Below are 21,021 nucleotides of genomic sequence, written 5' to 3'. Positions count from 1 at the left end.
GGTCGAGGCCGAAGACCAGATCAGGCCATATTCGGCTGCCGCCCCACGGAGCGCCCTCCGCCACCAGCGCGACCGATTCCAGCGTGCCGATCCGGCCGTCGGCCAGAAGGTCTGCGGCGAAGCGGACGCTCGGGGAGTGGTGGCCTTGGAGGACGACCGCGTGCACGACGCCCGCGGCGGTGGCGGCGTCGGTCAGCTCACTCGCTTCGTCGGCGTCGACGCCCAGCGGCCACTCGGACACGACGTGCTTGCGCGCGGCGAGCGCTGCCCTGATGACGGCGGCATGCCCGGAGGCCTTCACCGAGACGACGACCAAGTCGACATCGGGGTGCGTAACGAGTTCGTCCGCGTTGGCGAAGGCGTGCTGTGCGCCGTGGGCGGCGGCCGCCCGGTCCGCGCTGGCCTGGTTGGTGGTCGCGACCGCGGTCACGTCGAACTCCTCGAGCGCGGTGAGCGCGGGCAGATGTGAGCTGTTGGCCCAACCGCTGGCCCCGACAACTCCGACTCGGATCATGTGCGTCACTCCTTAGTTATGTACCTTTCGGTAAGAAACTAGGAGGCACCCCCGGTGGGCGCAAGAGGTAATGTACCGATAGGTAAGAAAATCGGAGAACACGGAGGACGGCATGCCCGGCGGACGCCCACGCTCCTTCGACGCGGACACAGCACTCGACCGCGCACTGGAGGTGTTCTGGCGGCACGGCTACGAGGGCACTTCGATGGCCGACCTGACCGCCGCGATGGGCATCAACAAGCCCAGCCTCTATGCCGCTTTCGGGAACAAGGAGGAACTGTTCGGCAGGGTGCTGGCCCGCTACCTCGACGGTCCCGGCGCTTACGCCGCCGACGCGCTGGACGCGCCCACCGGCCGGGAGGTCCTCGAGCGGCTGATCCACGGGGCTGTCGAGCTGACCGCAGGCGAGAACACGCCCCCCGGTTGCCTGTGCGTCAAGACCGTTCAAGCCTGCGGACCCGACTCGCAGGCTGTCCGCCGGGATGCCGTCGCGGTACGCAAAGCCGGCGAGGCGGCGCTGCGCAGGCGGCTCGAGCAGGCCACCGACCTGCCGTCGCGCTACGAACCAGCCGCCCTGGCCGCACTCGTCCACACGATCTCGGACGGCATCGCCGTCCAGGCCGCGGCCGGGCGCAGCCGCGATGAACTCCGGCAGGTCGGCACCTCGGCGCTACACGCTCTCCTGGACGAAGGCACGTAGACCAACGGTCATGCCGCATCGACGGCCTCCCCAGCGCGGGGCTGCTCGAGACAAGACCGCCCGGAGTTGGTGATCTCAGGTGAGATCGGCAGCCGCCCGGGTCATTCGCGGACCTGCGCGTTCACCGTCGGATGCGCCTCACCGCTGTCCGCGCCCAAGCCCGCGAGCAGGCGCAACCCGTCCTCGGAGGGGCTGCCGGGGACTGCGGACAGCACCAGCAGTTCCATGCCCGACTCGTCCGGTAGGGCGAAGTTCTCCTGGTGCAGTTCCAGCAGGCCGACCAGTGGGTGCCGGTAGGCCTTGCGTCCATGCGTGCGGGCGCGCACGTCCGCGCGGGCCCAGAGGCGGCGGAAGCGCTCGCTGCCCATCGCCAACTCGCCGATGAGCGAGGCCAGACGGGGATCCTCGGGGTATTTGCCCGCGGCCAGGCGCAGGTGCCCGACCACGTCGAGGGTGCATTTCTCCCAGTCCGCGTACAGGCCGCGTTCGGTTTCCTCGAGGAAGATGTGCCGGGCGGTGTTCAGGCCCGGCATCGGCCGGCCATAGAGGAGTCCGGCGAGGCGGTTGCCGGCGAGCACGTCCATGCGGTGGTCCATGATCAGCGCGGGTGCGTCGGCGACCAGGTCGAGGACGCGCAGCAACTCCGGCCGGACCCGCCCGCCCGGCGCCTTCGCGCGGCGGCGGCGCTGCCGGGCGAGCCGGTGCAGGTGTTCGCGTTCGGTCTCGTCGAGGCCGAGGACGCGGGCGAGCGCGTCGAGGACCTGCTCGGAGGGCTCGGTCGCGCGGCCCTGTTCCAGCCGAACGTAGTAGTCGACGCTGACTCCGGACAGGTGCGCGACCTCTTCTCGGCGCAGCCCTTCGACCCGGCGGCGTCTGTCGGTGGGGATGCCGACGGCCGCCGGGTCGACCCGGGAACGACGGGTACGCAGGAAGCCCGCAAGATCGTCCATGCCCCCAGTATGGCTTCGGTGGCGGCTGTGAAGGTGGTCCTGCCATTACCAGGAAGTCCCGTCCGATGGAAGAGGAGCCCCTGAACGCCGGGCGCGGCGGCGCCCAGGATCGAAGGCACCCGATCCGAAGGAGTTCCCATGAAGACGCTGATCGTCTACGCCCACCCGGAGCCGAAGTCACTCAACGGCGCGCTGAAGGACCTCGCGGTGTCCACCTTGGAGACCGCGGGACACGAGGTACGCGTCAGCGATCTGTATGCGATGAAGTGGAAGGCCGTCGTGGACGCCGCGGACTACGGACCCGACGCATCGACTCCGCTGAGGGTCGCCCGTGACTCGGGCCGGGCCTTCGACGCCGGGACGCTCACCCCGGACGTCCGCGCCGAGCAGGAGAAGTTGCTGTGGGCCGAGACGATCATCTTCCAGTTCCCGTTGTGGTGGTACACGATGCCCGCGATCCTGAAGGGCTGGGTGGACCGGGTGTTCACCTACCACTTCGCATACGGCGTCGGCGAGCACAGCGACACCAGGTACGGCGAGCGCTTCGGCGAAGGCACCCTCGCTGGCAGGAAAGCTCTGCTGTCGGTGACCGTAGGCGGTCCGGAGCCGCATTACGCCGAGCGCGGGATCAACGGCCCCATCGACGATCTGCTGTTCCCGATCCACCACGGCATCCTGTACTACCCGGGCATCGAGGTGCTGCCGCCGTTCGTGCTGTACGGCACCGACCGGCTGACCGCCGAGGACTTTCCGGACGTCGCCAAGACCTGGGAGCAGCGCCTGCTCACTCTGGAGTCGACCGAGCCGATCGCGTTCCGGCGGCAGAACTTCGGTGACTACGAGATCCCCTCGCTGCAACTGAAGCAGGGACTGGAGCCCGCAGGGCGCACGGGTTTCCGGCTGCACGTACTCGGTTGACCGCCGGGCCCAGCAGGCCGACGGCGATTTGCGCATGTCACCGTGGAATCGGCGACAATAGCCGCCCGGATCGGAACACCACAACGCCGGCAACGTCGTTCGTACTGGCATTCGTCGCGGTTTCAACTCCTGAAGCTTGTGTTCAGTGCCACAGCGCCATCTGCTTCCGAAAGGTCGGGCAGGTGAGGATGTCGGTACGGCTGCACTGCGCGGCATGTTCGAGGAACTGACGGGCGTGTTCGAGATCGAGTAGCCGCTGCTCGGTGTCGGCGAGTTTGGCGGTGATCATCGCGGTGCGGCGCGGTCGATCCTGTTGGAGCTCGGCGAGTTCGGCCAGGCTCAAACCGGCGTGCTGGCACTTGCGCAGCAGGGCGATCCGTTCCACCGCCTCCGGCGGATAGCGGCGCTGTCCGCCACGCCGCTCGGGTTGTGGAAGCAGGCCATGGCGTTCCCAGAACCGGATGGCCGAGGCGGGCACTCCGGCGAGTTCGGCGAGCCGCCCGATCGTGATGAGCACGCGGGATTCCTCCTCTTGCCAGGTGTCACTTGACTTAAACCTTAGTTCAAGGTGGACGGTGGTCTGGTCGCAGACAAGGAAGCGACAGTCTGGAGGATCAAGATGACGAACACATCGGATGTCCGGGAGCAGGCCGAGTTGCTGGTTCGTACGGCCGAGCGCCTGTTCGAAGCCGGGGTGATGTCGCATTCCGGGCACGCCAACCTCAGCGCCCGGATCGACCCGCAGCGGTTCCTGCTGACCCCTGGCTTCGTGCGTGGGATGACTGCCGACCAGGTCGCGGTCGTCGGTATCGACGGGCAGCTGCTCGGCGGGCGGTTGCAGTCCGCGAGCACCGAGATCGTGAACATGCACGGCGTGGTCTATCGGGCGCGCCCGGAGGTCGGGGCGGTACTGCACACTCATTCCCCAGCCGCGACTGCTTTCGCGGTCGCACACCAACCTTTGCCGTGTCGTACCGAGCCGATGCTGCGTTTCGGGCAGGCGGAGGAGCTGCCGGTGGTGCCATGGGGACCGCGCGGTTCGAACGTGTCGGTGCGCGGCATCGCCGATATTCTCCAGCAGCGACCTACCACGTCGGCAGTACTGCTGGCCAACCACGGCCTGCTGGTGTTCGGGCCGGACGCCGGGCAAGCCGCAGACCTGTTGATCGCGATCGAGGAGAGCGCGGAGGCCGAACTCGCCGCCCGGCTGCTCGGCGGTGCGGTCGACTTCCCGGCCGCAGCATTGGAAGCCGTGCGCGCGTCGATGGGGCGAGCTTCGTGACCGGCAACGACGATCTCGAAGCGATCCGGGATCGATACCGGGTGACGTACGGGGCCGTTCCGGCGGGCATCGAGGATCGGCTGCGGGTCGCACACGCCTGCGGCAGACTCGCGACCGAGGAGACCTTCGCCACGCTGCGGCATCTCGTACTGGATGAGAATCACCTCGGTGCCCGAGTCCAGCAGCTGGTCCATGTCGGGCAGCTGCTGGTACTCGGCCGGTCCGACGCCGCTCGGCTGCACGCCAGAGGCGCGCTGCACGCCGGTGCCGATCTCGCCGACCTGGTCGGGGTCGCCGAAACTGCCCTTATCACCGGCGGTGCCCCCGCCTACGCGCTCGGCATCCAGATCGTCGCCGACCTGCTATCCGACCACGAGGCACTGTCCGGTTGACCGAATACCCGAGTCGAAGGGCCCGGGCATTTTCGCATCGTCACTCGCTAGAGGCTGACCCACTCATCCACCGAGAGCGAGCCGGGTATTCATGTTGAGCTTGACCTACCCGTAGGGCAGCACATGTGACCAGCCGAATCCGATTTCCGATTCATGACGAAACAGCAGCGGCGAGCACCCGATCACGCTTCCCGTTCTGACCACCGATAAGTGAACCTTATCGGCGGTCAGGACCGAAGGTCCAAGCCCAACTATCTCGGGAATTTTTCGTTTCGTAGCGTTTTATGTGACGCAACGTAATTGCTGCGTAATCGGTGAAAAACTAGGTACCCCCTCCGCGCCTTCACGGACCACCGTGGGCAACCCGAATCCACGCGGAAAGTGCGCGCAATGAGGACGCGCCACGGAGCGACCTGCCGCGAGGATCCGCAGAAGGACGAACTGAATGACGGGCACGGAGAGGCCGTCGTATGGCGAGCGGTGTACCGAAAGAGGCGTCCATGCCGTGTCGCTGAACCGGCACGGTGAGCGGGCGGTTCCGATCTCGCGACGAGACTCGGTCGGCATCGCGAGTTGACCCGACCCCCGAACCGGATCCCGCAAACGTCACTGTGACGCTGATGATTCCGTGCGCGAAGTGCGCTTCGAACGACACTGGCGCGAGCGGTTCGCCTCTCGGCAGATCGTGCCGCCTCGGTGCCGTAGGCTGGCTTCCTGCGCCGAAAGCCGTGGCGCGCACAGTCCGTCACCGATAGGAACGCGGGAGCCCGACTCATGGACGATCGATCCGGCCTGGTCGCGGTTCCGGAATCGGTGCGCACCGAGCTGCGCCGGGGGGTGCGCAGCGTGCTGGTCGATGCGGCGGCACTGCGGCTGGTGCGGGACCGTTTCGACGACGACCAAGCCGGATCGCTGCGCCGGTATCTCGAAGCGTCGCAGTCGGCGAACACGCTGCGCGCCTATCGGGCCGATTGGGTGGCGTGGTCGGCGTGGTGCGCCACCGAGGGCCGTCAGGCACTGCCCGCCGACGCGCTGGACGTGGCCGTCTATCTCGCCGCGGCCGCCGACGCGCGCCGTGACGGCGGCGAATGGGCGTTCAGCCCCGCGACTTTGGAACGCAAGTCGGCCGCCATCGCCGCGGTGCACGCGGCCAACGGCCTGCCGTCACCGACCCGGTCGGATGTGGTGCGCCTGACGCTGCGCGGCATCCGCCGCACCCGGCGGACCCAACCCACACGCAAACGCCCTGTGCTGCTGCACACCCTCGATCAACTGCTGGGCGGTCTGCCCGAACCGGGGTGGCCCACCGAACCCGCCCGGCGCCGGGATGCGCTCGCACTGCTCATCGGTTTCGCGGGCGCCCTGCGCCGCAGCGAACTGGCCGGTCTGCGCATCGGGGACGTCGAGGTGGGTCTCGACCACACGACCGGTGAACCGATCCTGTTGATCCGGCTGCCCGTGACGAAGACCGACCCCACCGGCGCGGCCGAACAGCGCGTGGCCCTCCCCCGTGGCCGCCGCCCCGCGACCTGCCCGGTCTGCGCTTTCGCCGACTGGCTGCGCTTGCGCGAAACCCACGTCGGCGCAGGAACTTCCGGTGTTCGGACCTGGCTCGCCGAGCTGCCCGAGAGATCGGCCGACATCCACCGTTGCCACGGCTTCACCGGCACCACGCTCACCGAGGCGGACCTGCCGCTGTTCCCCACCATCAACCGCCACGGCGGGATCGGCGAGCGCGCCATGTCCGGGCGGGCGGTCGCCGAACTGGTCAAGCGTTATGCCGCCCGGGCCGGGCTCGACCCCGACCTGTTCTCCGGCCATTCGCTGCGTGCCGGATTCGCCACCCAGGCCGCGCTCGGCGGCGCCAGCGACCGCGAGATCATGCGTCAGGGCCGTTGGACGAATCCGCGCACCGTGCACGGCTATATCCGCACCGCCAATCCCCTGGAAGACAACGCGGTCACCAAGCTCGGATTGTGAGCTCAGAACTGGGGTGAATCGCTTCGAACGCAACACTGCTCGCGATGAAGGCTGCGGCGCAGGTTGAGAGCGATTGCCGCCCTGGCGTGACCGCACCCCAGCCGCTGACGTCGACGAGTAACCATCGCCCGCGAAGCACCCCTCCACGGATGCCGGTGCCCTTCGAACAAACACCCACGAGGCAGGCGGACCCCATGCACGGCCGGAAATACAATTCATTCCCGAAACTGCTGAAGTAGCGGTATTGCCTCCGTGCATTATTCGTGTCTCCGGAATTTCCGGGCCTGCACCGATCCGGCCGCACGTCGCCATGTCCAGCGGCCGGTCGAACAGCCCACAACCGAAGGGGAACACGGCAGCCGTTGTGACCCCGAGGGAGTCAGCCATACCTGCACCGTGACCTGCGATATGACAGAACGAGTGCGCCGATCTGCACCGAAGGCCACCCGTTGGACTTTCCCATTTGCGCGAAGCGACATTTTATGTCCGCTGCGGCACACCGATACCGTCGAATTCATGGAGTGGAATTTTCGGTCGGCCGAAGAACTCGCGCCCGCATTGCGTGCCGGTGACGTGACCTCGGTGGAACTGACCGACGAAGCGATCGCCCGTATCGAGCGGGACGACAAGGTGATCAACGCGATCTGTGTGCAGGACTTCGACCGTGCCCGGGATGCCGCACGCGCTGCCGACCAGGCACGCGCCCGCGGCGAGGACCGGCCGCTGCTCGGCATTCCCGTGACGGTCAAGGAGTCCTACAACATCGCCGGACTGCCCACGACCTGGGGCATGCCGCCGTACGCGAACCACGTACCGACCGAGGACGCGATACAGGTATCGCGGCTGAAGGCGGCCGGCGCGGTGCTGCTCGGTAAGACCAATGTGCCGTTGATGCTGCGAGATATTCAAAGCTTCAACGAGATCTACGGCACCACCAACAATCCGTGGGATCACGGCCGCACGTCGGGTGGGTCGTCCGGCGGTTCGGCGGCGGCCCTGGCGGCCGGGTTCGGCGCGCTGTCCATCGGCTCCGACCTCGCCGGTTCGTTGCGCACCCCCGCGCATTTCTGCGGCGTCTACGCGCACAAGCCGACACTCGGGCTGGCGCCGACCCGCGGCATGGTCGCGCCGCCCGCGCCGGCCTTGCCGGTCGATCTCGACCTCGCCGTTGTCGGACCGATGGCGCGCACCGCCCGTGACCTCTCGCTACTGCTCGACGTGATGGCCGGACCGGATCCGCTGACCCACGGCGTCGCCTACGACGTCGCACTGCCGCCCGCGCGCCATGAGCGGCTGTCGGACTTCCGTGTCCTGATCATCGAGGACCATCCGCTCATTCCGACCGGGTCGGCGGTGCGGGCTGGGGTGAACCGGGTCGCTGAGGCGCTCGTCGACGAGGGCGCCCGCGTCGAACGGCGCAGTCGGCTGCTGCCGGATCCGACCGAAGCGGCGACGCTCTACATGCTGTTGATGCTGTCGAACGCCGCCGCCGGTCTTTCCGTCGACGTGTACGAACAGCTGCGGACCCACGCCGCCGCACTGAGCGCGGACGACCGGAGTCTCGATGCGGCGCGGCGGCGCGGCATGGTGCTCAGCCACCGCGACTGGGTGGAGGCGAACTCCCGTCGCGAACTCCACCGCCACGGCTGGCGGCAGCTCTTCGCCGAGTTCGATGTCGTGGTGTGCCCCATCACACCTACTCCTGCCTTCCCGCACGACCACAACGGAGGGCTGGAGAACCGGCACATCGACATCGACGGTGTCGAGTACCCGTACTTCGACCAGCTCGTCTGGGCCGGCCTGGCGACCATGCCCGGCCTGCCCGCCACCGCCATACCGGCCGGCCGCTCCCCCGAGGGCCTGCCGGTGGGAGTGCAGCTGATCGGTCCGATGTTCGAGGACCGCACCCCGCTGCGGCTGGCCGAACTGCTCGAGCAGAAGATCGGCGGCTTCCAGGCACCGTAGTGGGCACACAGGAATCCGCGCCCATAGTTTGCTGACGATATGCTGGCCGTGTGCTGTCAGCGCCGGCGCCGATGCTGGCCGTCTCCGGACGGCCACCGCGGGAGCGTGGCCGGTGGGCGTTGGAGATGAAGTGGGACGGCATTCGCGCCATCGCCAGGTGCCGGGCGGGGGAATGCCGGTTCTACAGTCGCAACAATCGGGATCTCAGCGGGTCGTTTCCTGAGCTCACGTCGGTTCTCGCCGAGCTGGGCGAGGGTGGTGAGCTGATTCTCGACGGGGAGATCGTGGCGCCGGATCCGACGACGGGGGCGCCGTCGTTCGGTCGGCTGCAGCGGCGGATGCATGTGGTGTCCCCCAGCGCGGAATTGCTGCGTGAATTCCCGGCGCAGTATCTCGCGTTCGATTTGCTGTCCGTGGGCGGCGAGTCCATCATGCATCTGCCCTACACCGAGCGCCGGGAGCGATTGGCGGAATCGGCGCTGGATCGGCCTCTGGTCCGGACCCCGCCGTTCTACCGCGACGTCGACGCCGACACACTGCTCGACGTCGCTCGCGAACACGGTCTGGAGGGAATCGTCGCCAAGCGGCTGGATTCGGCCTACTACCCCGGGCGGCGCTCCGCGTTGTGGATCAAGACGCCGCTGCGCAAGACGGCCGAGGTCGTCGTCGCGGGCTGGTTGCCCGGTACCGGCCGGTTCTCCGCGACGTTCGGCTCGCTGGCGCTGGGCGCGTACAACGACGACGAGCAGCTGGTGCACGTGGGCAATGTCGGCACCGGCTGGACCATGCGCGACCGTCGTTCGCTGCAACTTCGCCTGAACGAACTGTCGCGTCCGGAAACGCCTTTCGACGTCCCTCCGCCGCGCGCGGTCGCGGCATCCGCCCACTGGGTCGAGCCGGTCCTCGTCGGCGACATCGAATATCGGGAAGTCACCTCCGAGGGTCTGCGCCACCCGAGCTGGCGCGGCTTGCGTCCCGACAAGTCGCCACACGAGGCGAAACTGCCTCCTGCCCTGTGACTTCCGTTCGACTCACCTTCGCAGGCCCGGACCCGCGGCCTGGATGCGTCCGTCCTCCAAGTCCAGGCGGTAGACCGCGGGCATCGACATCGCGCGGCTGAATGCCCCGTCGACCTCGTCGCGACCGAACGCGACCAGCGCCCGGGAGATGAACGTCCCGTGGCTGCCGACGACGACGGTCCGGCCGCGGTGCCGACGCGCCAGTGCCGTCGGGGTCGCCGCGGCTGGCTCGGACAACCGGCAGGTCAGCGCGCGGTGTGCGGTCGGTGGGCGTGGTCTTCGACGGCCGCGGGCCATCGATCGATCCGGGTCGGCGGGGTGCGGCGGCGGGATGGGAGGAGGTTGCGGACACCGCGATCGGCGTGGAGGCTCGAAGGTGTTTGTGCCGCATAGTATTCGGCGTGGCGGGCCGCCGGGTGCCTGCGGCGGGCTTCGGCGAGCCATCCGGCGGCTTGACGCAGGGCCTCGGTGCGGGTGAGGGGTGGATCGTTGGGCAGCAGCAGGGTGGCGTAGTCGGGGTCGGTGACGATCACGGAGCCCAGGTGTTGCAGGCAGCGGCCGATGCCGAGGTCGTCGTCGAGGGCGCGGTAGGCGGTCAGGGCGAGTTGCCAGCAGCGCAGGGCGCGGCGGGGTTCGCCGCGGGCCCACCACATCGTGCCCATGGTCTCGTGGGTCTGCGCGCGTCCGTCGGGATCGAGGCCGGAGCGGGTGAGGGACTCGGCGAGTTCCAGACGATCCTGCGCGGCGTCGAGGCGTCCTTGCCTGATGTGCACGACGGCGAGGTTGATCAGGGCGCACACCTCACCGGCGACGTCGTCGCGCGGCAGCAGCCACCACGCGGTCTCCAGCTGGTCGGCCACGTCGTCCAAGGCCGGTGACTCGCCGCCCAGCCGCCGCAGCGCCGCCTGGTGCTCCCAGCGGGCGGCCAAGCTCGTCGACAATCGCCGCGGCCGGTAGCCGCGCGGCCGTTCGGTGAGCCGTCCCGCCCGCAGCAACAGCAGATCGCGGTTCAGCTCGTCGGTTTCGGGAAGCGCGCACAGATCGTCGGCCACTCCGCGCCCGTTCTCCTCCAGCCCGATGCGCGCGTACCACACGTCCAATGCGTTGCCGAGGTGGATCAGGTGCGCGACAGCCGCGGGCGGGTAATCCACGCCTGGATCCGGCGGATCCGGTGGATTCACTTGCCTCGCGCACGCGGCCACCAGGGCCCGCAGGTACGGTTCCTCGATCTCGAACCAGCGGCGAGCGCCCCCGGCGAAGCGGCGTGACTCCAGCGCGATGGCCCAGCGGCCCGCACGGTCGGCGTAGTGGTGCAGCAGCGCGGTGAGCGCCGCGCCCCACTGCGGTCCGGCGGTCACCGTCGCTCGGTCCGGCGACTCGGGCACTTGTCGCACACGCCACCGCTGGGCGCCGTACTCGGTGAGGATTTCGCGGCGGTGCAGACCTTCCAGCAGCTTCGCCGCGGTGCGCGCCGAAGGTTCCCGCGCCAGCGGCAACCGCCCCGGCGTATCCCGGATAGCGTTGAGCACCGCCAAGAGCGCGACGGTCTCGTAGTCGTGCACCGGCAGATCCCGCAACACCGCGGCGATGTGATGCCCGTCGAGCGCGGCGACCGGCCGCGGCGGCGGCGCGGCTTCCCGGGGCCTTCGGTCCGCGAGCGCCGGGCCCGGCTCGATGAGACCGGCGGTGAGGTCCATTTCGCGGGCGGTGCGCACCTTGGTGCGATACCCGCGCGCGAACCGGTACAGCGCGTAGGTCGCCGCCGCGGCGATGAGCAGCACCGACAACCAGCGCAGCGGCCCGTTGAAGAACTGCACGACGGCGTTCTCGCCGAACGAGTTCACCACCAGGGTGCGCACCAGCTCGAACAGCACCGTGTAGGCGACCAGCGATGCGGTGCCCAGGAACCCGATCCAGATCGATGATCTCGGGGTGGCGGTCTGCCCGACCGGTTCGGTGTGTTCGGTCGATGCGCTCACCCGGTTCCTCCCTCGCCGCCGCGGGCTCGCGTCATCGCAGCACCCCTCCGGTCAGGCCCGGCACCACCCAGCGTCGCCAGGTCACCAGCAGCAGCGCCACCGGCAGCACGGCCGACACCAGCGATCCCGCGGCCAGTTGCGCGCTGTTCTCACCGAATTGCCGCGCTTCGCCCCACAGCAGCAGCGACCACGGGCTCGCTCCCGCGCCACTGACCACGAGGCCGATGAAGAAGTCGTTCCACACCTGGATGAATTCGAGCACCGCCACCGCTCCCAGCGCGGGCCCGGAGGAGCTCAGCACGCGCTGGGCGATGGTGCCCGGACTGGCCAGGCCGTGCAGGGTGTCCGCGGCGGTGCTGCCCGGCGGGGCGAGCATCGCGCCGCGCAGGACGAGGATGGCGATCGGCAGTCCGGCGGCGGCGTGCACGAGAATCAGTGGGATCCGTGTTCCGGACAGTTCGTAGACGTCGACGAGACCATCGATCGGTCCGAGGTAGGTCTGTGCCGGGATCACCGCCAGCACCACCAGCGCTACGACGGCCAGCCGGGTGGCGGTGCCGTTGGGTCGCAGCGCGGCCAGCCGGTAGGCCACCGGCGCGGCGGCGGTCACCACGACCACCGTGACCAGCCCCGCGACCCAGGCGGTGGTCTGCAGCGAGCGCCACAGTCCGTCGTCGCCCCACACCAGGGCGATGGCCGAGAAACCGAACCCGTCGTGCGCACGCAACCCGGTGTAGGCGAGCACACCGATCGGGTACAGCACCAGCACCGACACCAGCACGATGCCCGCCGCCCGCACCGGCCCGATGCGCCGCCGTCCCGCCACCGAGATCGCCCGCAGCGCCGACCAACTCGCGCGGTGGCGGCGTACATCCACTTGCAGCAGCCAGGCCACCGCGCCCACGAGCACCGCCAGCGGCAGCGCGTAAGCCGCCGCGACGCCCGGTTCGGCGTCGGCGGCCAGCCGCCACCAGTGCACGGTCGCGCTGTCGACCTGGTATTCGAGTGCCCCGGGCACTCCGATCAGCACGACATCGAACACCCGCGCGGCCGCGACGCCGACGGCCAGTCCGGCGATCAGCAGCACCGGCCGCAGCAACTCGTACAGCCGGATCGCCAGCGGTCTGCCGTCGTCGCGATACAGGTACCCGGCGCGCGCCGGGTCGGCTTCGATCGCATGGATTCCGGCGCGGAACAACGCGGTGAGGAAACCCAGCCAGGTCCACAGGAACGCCGACCCGAGCATCGCCGCCAGCCACCATCGATAGACCCCGACGTCCTCGATGTCCAGCCATCGGGCGCCGTTGCCGAAGATCACCCGGAACGCCACCCCGGACACGAACGCCGACACTCCGAACGGCACGATCAGCGGCAGCCACAGCCAGCGCGCCGCCCGCCCCCACCAGGCGATCGCCAGCGCCACGACCAGCAGCCCGATCCCGAACGCCACCCACAGCAGTGTCCGCAGGTACGCGCCGCGGCCGTCGGCGGTCATCGTGCCAGCCAGCAGCGACAGCCCGCCGGTCACCGCGCCGATGGACAACGGCCAGACCAGGATCCGTATCCACGGCACGCCCATCCGCCTGCGCAGCGCGGCGGGCAGTAGCGCACCGGCCGCGGTGAGCGCGCACGCGAGCACCGATGCCGGGCTGGTCCGGGCGGCGATCAGCACGGTCCACCCGGCCGGTAGCACCAACAGCGCCACCGTGAGCACCGTCGCGGGCAGTCCCGCCACCCAGCCCAGCCAGCGCCGGGGCCTGCCGCCGGCGACCAGCGGCCCGCGCATGCGGCGGGTGGCCAGCTCGATGCGCAGACCGTTGACCTCGAAATCCTGCGGCGGCGTCATCGCAGCCGCTGTTCGACGTCGTCCAGCGCGGCGATCGCGCGGTCGGTGGCGGCGGTCGCTCGTGCCTGCCCACCGTCGCCGATCGCGATGAGGAACTCCGTCAGCACCCGCCACAGTCCTTCCCGGCCGCCCACCGGCCCGATCCGGTCGGACAGATCGAAGGTGCTGCGTGTGGCGAGCTCACGGGCCGAGGGCGCCAGCAGCGGCGAGTAGGCGGCCTCGGTGCGCAGGTTGGGGGCGAGGAAGCCGCCGTAGCGCTCGATCCACGGCAGGGGGGCGCGGGCGGCGGCCAGTTTCTCGACCAGTTCGTCCGCGAGCGGGTTCGCCTGCTCGGTCACCACGATCACGTCGCCTCCGACGATCTTCGGCCGCCCCGACGCGGTGGTCACCGGCGGAAAGGGGACCACTCCGACCGCGTCGTCGATCGCTCGCCCGGACGCGTGGACCGCGCTGCGCACGATCGGTTCGGCGAAGTCGGGGGCGACGACCGCCGCGGCACGGCGGTGCTGGAACACTTCCCGGACAGCGTCGGAGAACTGCCTGGTCGACGCGACGCCCACGCCGCCGGGAAACGCGTGCCGCTGCCCCCACAGGATCCCCAGGTGCCCGAACGCCGCCCGCACCGCCGGGTTGTCCCATTCCCGATCGTCCTTGGCGGCCAAATCGTCGTAGATCCGCGGTGATTCGGCGAGCAGGACGTTTTCGAAGAAATCGGTGAGCACCCAGCCGTCGGCGGCGGCCAGTGCCAGCAGGCGGATCGGCGTCTGCGCGAGCACCTCCATCCGGTCGACCCAGCCGCCGAGGGTCCATGCCGCCGGCTCACCCAAGCCGTAGGTGTCGAACTGTTGCCGGTCGAACCAAACCAGCGATTTGTCCGCGGCTTTGAACGGCACACCGTAGAGCCGGTCGTCGGAGCGCAGCAACAGTTGCCAGGGCTGGGCGTAGCGGGTGCCGAGTTCGTCGGCCCACACCGTCTCGGCGACGGGCCGCAGCTTGCCTCGTTCGGCGAGTTCGCGGACCCGCCCGGCCTGCGGAAGCAACACCACGTCCGGCGCGGAGCGGCCACCGGCGGTGAACGCGGTGTCGGTGTTGTCGCCGAGCGGGATGACCTCGACCTCGAAGCCGAGGTCCAACCCGTCCAGAACGGCGTGGAAGGCGGCGAGCTCCTGCCCGCTCCAGGACACACCGACACGCACCGCGTCCGAGCTGCCCAGCAGCAGCTCCGGCGCGCACGCGGCGGCCAGCGGAAGGACCATTCCCGCTTGCAGCACCGCTCTGCGCGTCCCCATCGACCCCCGATGTCATTGCGTGCCAGTCGAAATCGATTATGCGTCACAGTCGTCGCGACGGTGGGCGCTTCGGAAACTCCCGTGCGCGAGCGCGGATGCCTCTGCTACCGTCGCTGGCGTGGAGCGCGCTGCTGTGACGACGACGCCGGAATTCGTCCCGGCGCGCTGATCCACGTTCATTCCAGCCCCGGGGCGTGTGCCCCGGGGTTTCGTCTCGTGGTCACTCGCCCCCTGTCGACGAGGAGACCACCATGCCCGACCACCGCACCCTCGGCCGTGCGCTGAATCTGTTCGACACCGACCCGCTCATCGGCGCGGGACTGCCGTTCTGGCTGCCGGACGGCGCGGCCGTGCGCCAGGCGCTCGAGGACTACCTGCGCGCCGCCGAACGCCGCGCCGGCTACCACCACGTGTATTCGCCGGTGCTGGGCAAACGTGAACTCTACGAAGTGTCCGGCCACTGGCGGCATTACCGCGACGAGATGTTCCCGCCGATGGATCTCGGCGGTGAGCAAGTGGTGCTGCGCCCGAGCCTGTGCCCCCATCACGCGCTGATGTTCCGATCCCGGGCGCACAGCTATCGCGAATTGCCGTTGCGGATCGCCGAATCGGGCGGCATGTATCGCTCGGAACTGTCCGGCGTGCTGGGCGGATTGACCCGGGTGCGCGGGATCCAGCTCAACGACGCGCACATCTTCTGCACCCCTGAGCAGGCCGCCACCGAGGTCGCCGGGGCGCTGGCGATGATCGCCGACGCCTATGCCGCGCTGGACATCCGGGCCGCCCGCTACCGGTTGTCGCTACCCGGTCCCGGCGGGAAATACGTTGCCGCCGCGGGATTGTGGGAGCGGTCGATCGCCGTGCTGACCGCCGCGCTGGACGACCGCGGTCTGGGTTACGACGCGGTGGAAGGCGAGGCGGCGTTCTATGGCCCGAAGATCGATGTGCAGGTGCGTGACAGCGCGGGGCGGGAGTCGACCCTGTCCACCGTGCAGGTCGATTTCCATCAACCCGAGCAGTTCGACCTGCGCTACACCGGCGCCGACGGCGTCGCGCACCGGCCGGTCATGGTGCACCGCAGCATCATCGGCAGCGTGGAGCGTGCGGTGGCCCATCTGATCGAATGTCACGGCGGCCGGTTCCCGGCATGGCTGGCGCCGACCCAGGTGGTCGTGCTGCCGGTGACCGAGGCCCAGCACGCCGCTGCCGCGCGGTTCGAGCGCCGCTGCCGCGACCGCGGGCTGCGCGTGGCGTCCTCGCCGCCGGATCGCGGCAGCCTCGCCGCTCGCATCCGCGAGCACCGACTGGTGCCGTATCAGGCGATCATCGGCGCCGAGGAGGTCGCCGCCGACGGTGTGGCGTTGCGGTTGCGTGACGGTCGTCGCCTCGCGGTGTTGCCCGCCGCCGAAGCGCTCGACCGCATCGGCGCACTGCTCGCCGTCCACAGCGCCGCGTTGTGGGACGTCTCCTGACGAGATCGCGGCGACGGCGCGAATCGGCGTTGTGTAATCCTTGCCACAGTTGGTACGTGCGCGTACCGTACGAGTGGTACATCGAAGTACCACACGAGGAGGTGGGCGCATGCCCGCTGTGCGACTTCCCGACGGGCCATCCACCCCGCCGATCGTGCAGAACCTGCAGATCCTGGCCGGGCGCACCCGGACCTGGCGGCGCATGCACGACCGTTACGGATCGGCCTTCACCGTCCAGATGCCCCGATTCGGCCGGTCGGTCGTGCTCGCCGATCCCACCGAGATCAAAGCCCTCTTCACCGCGAGCGCCGACCTCGTCGACAACATCGACGTCAACCTCGGCCAATTCCTCGGCCCCGGTTCGCTGTTCGCACTGACCGGCGCCGACCACCGCAAGCAGCGCAAACTGCTCACCCCGCCGTTCCACGGCCGCAGGCTGGCGGTGTACGAATCGCTCGTCGAAGCCGAAGCCGTCCGCGAGATGGCATCATGGCCGTCCGGGCGCGAGTTCGCCACGATGGACTCGATGATGCGGATCACGCTGAACGTGATCCTGCGCGCGGTCTTCGGCGCCGAGGGCGCGGAATTCGAGGAACTGCGCCGACTGCTGCCCAAACTCGTCCTGGTCGCCTCCGCCCTCGCCGCGGTCCCGGTTCCCCAGCGGGCACTGGGCAGGTTCGGCCCGTGGGCCCGCTTCGCGGCCTACCGGCGCCGCTACGACGAGATCGTCGGCCGACTCATCGACCGCGCCGCGAGCGACCGGATCGACGAGCGCGACGACGTGCTGGCGATGATGCTGCAAGCACGCTACGACGACGGCTCGGCCATGTCCCGCGGTGAGATCGCCGACGAACTGCTGACCCTGCTCACCGCCGGGCACGAAACCACCGCGACGACGCTGTCGTGGACGATCGAACGGCTGCGCAGACACCCGGATGTCCTGCGCCGCTTGGCCGCCGAAGCCGACGCGGGCGGATCGCAGCTGCGCGAGGCGACGCTGCTGGAGGTGCAGCGTGTGCGGCCGGTCATCGACGCGACATTCCGCCAGGTCCGGGCCGAAACCCTGCAACTGGGCCGCTGGACCCTGCCCAAGGGGCAGAAGGTCGTGGCCAACATCCGGCTGATGCACGACAACGAGGAACTTTTCCCCAACGCCCGCGCCTTCGACCCCGACCGGTTCGTCGGTGTCCGTCCGGGCACCTTCAGCTGGATCCCGTTCGGCGGCGGCAGCCGCCGCTGCATCGGCGCCGCGTTCGCCACGATGGAGATGAACATCGTCCTGCGCACGCTGCTGCGTGATTTCACCCTCGAACCCACCGACGCCCGCGACGAACGCACGCATTTCCGCGGCGTCGCTCTCGTTCCGGCGAAGAAGGGCCGCGCCGTGGTCCACCGGCGCACGCCGTCCCGCGGCGGGCACGCGCTCGACCGCACCGCCGAGGCGGCGGTATGAGCGAGCAGTTCGCCGACGTCGGTCACGGCATCACCCTCGCCTACGAGCAGCGCGGCGCAGGCACCCCGCTGCTGCTGATCGCCGGATTGGGTCAGCAGGGACACGAATGGCCCGACGGGTTGTGCGAGCTCCTGGTGGCGCGCGGCTGCCAGGTCACCCGTTTCGACAACCGCGACGCCGGCCGCTCCACACATGCGCATTTCCCGCCACCGGCTCCGGTCGAGATGCTGCGGCGGCGCTGGCACCGCGATCAGTACACGCTGGCCGATCTGGCCGCCGACACCGTCGGGTTGCTCGACGCGCTCGAGTTGCCCTCGGCGCATCTGGTGGGCATGTCGATGGGCGCAATGATCGCCCAGACCGTCGCCGCCCGCCATCGCGCCCGAGTCGCCTCGCTGACCTCGATCATGTCCACCACCGGCGCCGCGCGCGTCGGCCGCCCGGCCTGGTCGACCTGGCGGTTGATGTTCGCCCGGCCCGCACGCACCCGCGACGAGCACATCGATCGCAGCGTGCGCATGTACCGGCACATCCGCTCGGCCGGATACCCGTTCGACGAGTCCGCGGTGCGAGCGCGAGCCACCCGGGCCTGGGACCGTGATCCCCTGCCCGCAGCGGGCGTCGGCCGGCAACTGGCCGGCATCCTCAAATCCGGGGACCGGACCCGCGAGCTGCGCGCGGTCACCGCCCCGACCCTGGTGCTGCACGGCGACCGCGACCGAATGGTCGCCCCCACCGGCGCCACCGCCACAGCTCGCGCGATCGCGGGCGCTCGCCACCACACCGTGGCGGGGATGGGCCACGACCTGCCCGCCCCGCTGTGGCCGGTGCTCGCCGACCTCATCCACGAACACATTCGCACTTCCGAAAGCAGGACCGCCGATGCCCCGAACCCGTAGGCCGCTGTCCGGCCACCCGGTCATGATCACCGGCGCGGCGTCCGGGATCGGCCGCAGCCTCGCGCGATCACTGTCGCGCACCGGCTCCCCCGTCGCGATCGCCGACATCGACCACGCCGGGTTGAAGGAGACGGCCGCGTCGCTGACCGGGCCGGTGCTCACCCGCGTCCTGGACGTGCGCGACGCCGCCGACCAGCGCGCCTTCGCCGACGAAGTCCGCGACTGGCTGCCCGCGCCGCTGGCCGCGGTCTTCAACAACGCCGGTGTCGCGGTCTCCTCCTCGGTGCTCGACGCCGTCGCCGAAGACGACGAATGGTTGCGGCGCATCAACTTCGACGGAGTCGTCAACGGCACCCGCGCCTTCCTGCCCATCCTCGTCGAGCAGGACCACGGCGTGATCGTCAACACCTCCAGCGTGTTCGGGCTGCTCGGGATGCCCAATCAAAGCGCCTACTGCGCGGCCAAATTCGCCGTCCGGGGGTTCACCGACGCCCTGCGCCAGGAACTGCGCGGCACCGGCGTGTCGGCGGTGAACGTCCACCCGGGCGGCATCAGGACCAACATCGCCCGCAACGCCCGCGTCCGCAAGGACCCCGAGGGCCGGGGCCGGACGCACGAGCAGATGGCGGCGGAATTCGAGACGCTGGCGCTGACCACGCCGCAGAAGGCGGCCGAAATCATCCGCCGCGGAGTCGAACACGGCAAGGCCCGCATCCTCGTCGGCCCCGACGCCTACCTGTTCGACGCCTTGGCGCGGGTGACACCCACCCACTACTACGGTGTGGTCGCGCTGCTCGAGCGCAGCCTGCGCAGCCGGGAGCCGAAAGGGGCGCGGGCATGAGCGAACACCTCGACGTCCTCATCATCGGCGCCGGCCTGTCCGGTATCGGCGCGGCCCACCACCTGCAGGCCGCCTTCCCGCACCGCACCTACGCCATCCTCGAAGCGCGCGACACCCTCGGCGGCACCTGGGACCTGTTCCGCTACCCCGGAGTGCGCTCCGACTCCGACATGCACACCCTCGGGTATCGGTTCCGCCCGTGGACACAAGCAGAAGCCATCGCCGACGGTCCCGCGATCCTGCGCTACATCCGCCAGACGGCCACCGACGCCGGCATCGACCGGTTCATCCGGTACCGGCACCGGGTGACCGAAGCGTCCTGGTCCAGCGCAGAAGCCCGCTGGAAGGTGCTGGCCGAACACGACGGAGCCACCCGCGAACTCACCTGCGACTTCCTGCTCGTATGCAGCGGCTACTACCACTACGACGAGGGCTACACCCCGCAGTTCGCCGGAATCGGCGACTTCCGCGGACGGCTGGTGCACCCGCAGCACTGGCCCACCGACCTCGATCACGCGGGCAAACGCGTGGTCGTCATCGGCAGCGGCGCCACCGCGGTCACCCTGGTACCCGCACTGACCGACACCGCCGCGCACGTGACGATGCTGCAACGCTCCCCGACCTACATCCTCCCGGTGCCCGCGCGCGACGCCCTGGCCAACCGGCTGCGCGCACTACTGGGACCGAAACGGGCCTACACCGTGGTCCGGTGGAAGAACGTGCTGGTCAGCACGCTGATCTACCAGCTGAGCAGACGACAGCCCCAGCGGATGCGCAAGTTCATCCGCAACCTGACCGTCAAGCAACTGCCCGCGGGCTATGACGTCGACACCCACTTCAAACCCGTCTACCAACCGTGGGACCAGCGGCTGTGCCTGGTCCCCGACGGCGACCTGTTCCGCGCGATCCGCGACGGACGCGCCACGGTGGTCACCGATCGTATCGACCGGTTCACCGCGAACGGGCTGCGCCTGGCCTCCGGACGTGAACTCGACGCCGACGTGGTGGTGACCGCGACCGGCCTGCGACTGCTCGCGCTCGGCGGAATCCGCCTCACCGTGGACGGGCACGAGGTGCAGCTGCCGCAAACGATGGCCTACAAGGGCATGATGCTCAGCGGCGTGCCGAACTTCGCGTTCACCATCGGCTACACCAACGCGTCCTGGACACTGAAAGCCGATCTGGTCAGCGAATTCGTCTGCCGACTGCTGCGGCACATGGACGCGGGCGGCTACCGGCAGACCACCCCTTGGCCCGACCCCGCCGTGACACCCACGCCGCTGCTGGACTTCCAGGCCGGTTACGTCCTGCGCGACATCGACCGATTCCCCAAAGCGGGCTCCCGGGCTCCGTGGCGGCTGGGCATGAGCTATGCCCACGACGTGCTCACCCTCCGCTACGGCCGCATCGACGACGGCACCATCCGCTTCACCCGTGGCGGCACACCGTCCGGCGAGGACCACGCGGTGGCATCGGGACACGATTCCGGGCAATCCACGCCCTGACATCCGGCCGCGGGCTC

The 21,021-nt window shown here is 69.6% G+C and carries 19 protein-coding genes; 12 read left to right on the top strand and 7 right to left on the bottom strand.

Annotation, left to right across the window (positions count from 1 at the left end; translation table 11 throughout):
* On the bottom strand, positions 1-514 hold a 514-nt coding region (locus ON21_RS12750; RefSeq protein WP_169332694.1), incomplete at its 3' end, for a Gfo/Idh/MocA family protein.
* A gap of 112 nt (positions 515-626) precedes the next feature.
* Between ON21_RS12750 and ON21_RS12745 the strand changes: the two genes are divergently transcribed.
* Complete coding sequence (locus tag ON21_RS12745) at positions 627-1,214, top strand: TetR/AcrR family transcriptional regulator (protein ID WP_039798043.1); 588 nt, start codon at positions 627-629, stop codon at positions 1,212-1,214.
* A 101-nt stretch (positions 1,215-1,315) separates the two neighbouring features.
* Here ON21_RS12745 and ON21_RS12740 read toward each other — a convergent pair whose 3' ends face one another.
* Positions 1,316-2,164: a helix-turn-helix transcriptional regulator gene (locus tag ON21_RS12740; protein WP_039798042.1), complete on the bottom strand. Its 849-nt coding sequence runs from the start codon at positions 2,162-2,164 to the stop codon at positions 1,316-1,318.
* Between the two features lie 138 nt (positions 2,165-2,302).
* On the opposite strand from ON21_RS12740, the gene ON21_RS12735 reads away from it, so the two are divergent.
* Positions 2,303-3,082 carry an NAD(P)H-dependent oxidoreductase gene (locus tag ON21_RS12735; protein WP_039798041.1) on the top strand — a complete coding sequence of 260 codons (780 nt, stop codon included), beginning with the start codon at positions 2,303-2,305 and terminating at the stop codon, positions 3,080-3,082.
* Between the two features lie 142 nt (positions 3,083-3,224).
* Here the strand turns inward: ON21_RS12735 and ON21_RS12730 are convergent, their stop codons facing one another.
* Complete coding sequence (locus ON21_RS12730; RefSeq protein WP_039798040.1) at positions 3,225-3,599, bottom strand: MerR family transcriptional regulator; 375 nt, start codon at positions 3,597-3,599, stop codon at positions 3,225-3,227.
* Positions 3,600-3,701: 102 nt separating this feature from the next.
* Here ON21_RS12730 and ON21_RS12725 point away from each other — a divergent pair, with 102 nt between their 5' ends.
* The 5 genes from ON21_RS12725 (at position 3,702) to ligD (ending at position 9,720) form a co-directional block, all read left to right on the top strand.
* Positions 3,702-4,364 carry a class II aldolase/adducin family protein gene (locus tag ON21_RS12725; protein ID WP_039798057.1) on the top strand — a complete coding sequence of 221 codons (663 nt, stop codon included), beginning with the start codon at positions 3,702-3,704 and terminating at the stop codon, positions 4,362-4,364.
* Positions 4,361-4,756, top strand: coding sequence for a carboxymuconolactone decarboxylase family protein (locus ON21_RS12720; protein WP_039798039.1), 396 nt, complete (start codon positions 4,361-4,363; stop codon positions 4,754-4,756). Before ON21_RS12725 ends, ON21_RS12720 begins: the two co-directional genes overlap by 4 nt.
* Positions 4,757-5,530: 774 nt before the next feature.
* Positions 5,531-6,736, top strand: a complete 1,206-nt coding sequence (locus tag ON21_RS12715) for a site-specific integrase (protein ID WP_039798038.1) — start codon at positions 5,531-5,533, stop codon at positions 6,734-6,736.
* A 408-nt stretch (positions 6,737-7,144) separates the two neighbouring features.
* Positions 7,145-8,701 (top strand): amidase, encoded by a 1,557-nt coding sequence (locus ON21_RS12710; RefSeq protein WP_245562570.1) that lies wholly within the window; start codon positions 7,145-7,147, stop codon positions 8,699-8,701.
* Positions 8,702-8,772: 71 nt separating this feature from the next.
* A complete protein-coding gene (gene ligD / locus ON21_RS12705) occupies positions 8,773-9,720 on the top strand; it encodes a non-homologous end-joining DNA ligase (protein WP_083880573.1) in 948 nt (315 codons plus the stop codon).
* A 12-nt stretch (positions 9,721-9,732) separates the two neighbouring features.
* Here ligD and ON21_RS12700 read toward each other — a convergent pair whose 3' ends face one another.
* The 4 genes from ON21_RS12700 to ON21_RS12685 are packed head-to-tail and all read right to left on the bottom strand — an operon-like array spanning position 9,733 to position 14,834.
* On the bottom strand, positions 9,733-9,957 hold the full coding sequence (locus ON21_RS12700; protein WP_039798036.1) for a histidine phosphatase family protein: 225 nt from the start codon (positions 9,955-9,957) through the stop codon (positions 9,733-9,735).
* Between the two features lie 8 nt (positions 9,958-9,965).
* The gene (locus tag ON21_RS12695) at positions 9,966-11,699 is read right to left on the bottom strand and encodes a tetratricopeptide repeat protein (protein ID WP_039798035.1); all 1,734 of its coding nucleotides are present in this window, start codon (positions 11,697-11,699) and stop codon (positions 9,966-9,968) included.
* Between the two features lie 31 nt (positions 11,700-11,730).
* Positions 11,731-13,545 (bottom strand): hypothetical protein, encoded by a 1,815-nt coding sequence (locus ON21_RS12690; RefSeq protein ID WP_039798034.1) that lies wholly within the window; start codon positions 13,543-13,545, stop codon positions 11,731-11,733.
* A complete protein-coding gene (locus ON21_RS12685; protein WP_039798033.1) occupies positions 13,542-14,834 on the bottom strand; it encodes an ABC transporter substrate-binding protein in 1,293 nt (430 codons plus the stop codon). The genes ON21_RS12690 and ON21_RS12685 overlap by 4 nt, the downstream gene beginning before the upstream one ends.
* 251 nt (positions 14,835-15,085) lie before the next feature.
* On the opposite strand from ON21_RS12685, the gene thrS reads away from it, so the two are divergent.
* From thrS to ON21_RS12660, 5 genes are all read left to right on the top strand, one after another.
* Positions 15,086-16,306: a threonine--tRNA ligase gene (gene thrS / locus ON21_RS12680; RefSeq protein ID WP_039798032.1), complete on the top strand. Its 1,221-nt coding sequence runs from the start codon at positions 15,086-15,088 to the stop codon at positions 16,304-16,306.
* A 109-nt stretch (positions 16,307-16,415) separates the two neighbouring features.
* Positions 16,416-17,759, top strand: a complete 1,344-nt coding sequence (locus ON21_RS12675) for a cytochrome P450 (RefSeq protein ID WP_039798031.1) — start codon at positions 16,416-16,418, stop codon at positions 17,757-17,759.
* Complete coding sequence (locus ON21_RS12670) at positions 17,756-18,658, top strand: alpha/beta fold hydrolase (protein WP_039798030.1); 903 nt, start codon at positions 17,756-17,758, stop codon at positions 18,656-18,658. Before ON21_RS12675 ends, ON21_RS12670 begins: the two co-directional genes overlap by 4 nt.
* Positions 18,642-19,499 carry an SDR family NAD(P)-dependent oxidoreductase gene (locus tag ON21_RS12665; RefSeq protein ID WP_039798029.1) on the top strand — a complete coding sequence of 286 codons (858 nt, stop codon included), beginning with the start codon at positions 18,642-18,644 and terminating at the stop codon, positions 19,497-19,499. The genes ON21_RS12670 and ON21_RS12665 overlap by 17 nt, the downstream gene beginning before the upstream one ends.
* Positions 19,496-21,004 carry a flavin-containing monooxygenase gene (locus tag ON21_RS12660; protein WP_039798028.1) on the top strand — a complete coding sequence of 503 codons (1,509 nt, stop codon included), beginning with the start codon at positions 19,496-19,498 and terminating at the stop codon, positions 21,002-21,004. Before ON21_RS12665 ends, ON21_RS12660 begins: the two co-directional genes overlap by 4 nt.
* Positions 21,005-21,021 lie beyond the last annotated feature (17 nt).

Origin of the sequence: Nocardia araoensis NBRC 100135 (assembly GCF_000308435.1) — a bacterium.
In the GTDB taxonomy this organism is placed as follows: domain Bacteria; phylum Actinomycetota; class Actinomycetes; order Mycobacteriales; family Mycobacteriaceae; genus Nocardia; species Nocardia araoensis.
This window is presented reverse-complemented; position numbering and strand designations above follow the sequence as displayed.

What these genes read in the sequence shown, in the direction of transcription:
- ON21_RS12675 (WP_039798031.1), top strand. Translation starts at nt 16,416, where the DNA reads ATGCCCGCTGTGCGACTTCCCGACGGGCCATCCACCCCGCCGATCGTG.
- ON21_RS12740 (WP_039798042.1), bottom strand. Translation starts at nt 2,164, where the DNA reads ATGGACGATCTTGCGGGCTTCCTGCGTACCCGTCGTTCCCGGGTCGAC.
- thrS (WP_039798032.1), top strand. Translation starts at nt 15,086, where the DNA reads ATGCCCGACCACCGCACCCTCGGCCGTGCGCTGAATCTGTTCGACACC.
- ligD (WP_083880573.1), top strand. Translation starts at nt 8,773, where the DNA reads ATGCTGGCCGTCTCCGGACGGCCACCGCGGGAGCGTGGCCGGTGGGCG.
- ON21_RS12660 (WP_039798028.1), top strand. Translation starts at nt 19,496, where the DNA reads ATGAGCGAACACCTCGACGTCCTCATCATCGGCGCCGGCCTGTCCGGT.
- ON21_RS12715 (WP_039798038.1), top strand. Translation starts at nt 5,531, where the DNA reads ATGGACGATCGATCCGGCCTGGTCGCGGTTCCGGAATCGGTGCGCACC.
- ON21_RS12685 (WP_039798033.1), bottom strand. Translation starts at nt 14,834, where the DNA reads ATGGGGACGCGCAGAGCGGTGCTGCAAGCGGGAATGGTCCTTCCGCTG.
- ON21_RS12670 (WP_039798030.1), top strand. Translation starts at nt 17,756, where the DNA reads ATGAGCGAGCAGTTCGCCGACGTCGGTCACGGCATCACCCTCGCCTAC.
- ON21_RS12665 (WP_039798029.1), top strand. Translation starts at nt 18,642, where the DNA reads ATGCCCCGAACCCGTAGGCCGCTGTCCGGCCACCCGGTCATGATCACC.
- ON21_RS12745 (WP_039798043.1), top strand. Translation starts at nt 627, where the DNA reads ATGCCCGGCGGACGCCCACGCTCCTTCGACGCGGACACAGCACTCGAC.
- ON21_RS12710 (WP_245562570.1), top strand. Translation starts at nt 7,145, where the DNA reads ATGACAGAACGAGTGCGCCGATCTGCACCGAAGGCCACCCGTTGGACT.
- ON21_RS12735 (WP_039798041.1), top strand. Translation starts at nt 2,303, where the DNA reads ATGAAGACGCTGATCGTCTACGCCCACCCGGAGCCGAAGTCACTCAAC.
- ON21_RS12725 (WP_039798057.1), top strand. Translation starts at nt 3,702, where the DNA reads ATGACGAACACATCGGATGTCCGGGAGCAGGCCGAGTTGCTGGTTCGT.
- ON21_RS12690 (WP_039798034.1), bottom strand. Translation starts at nt 13,545, where the DNA reads ATGACGCCGCCGCAGGATTTCGAGGTCAACGGTCTGCGCATCGAGCTG.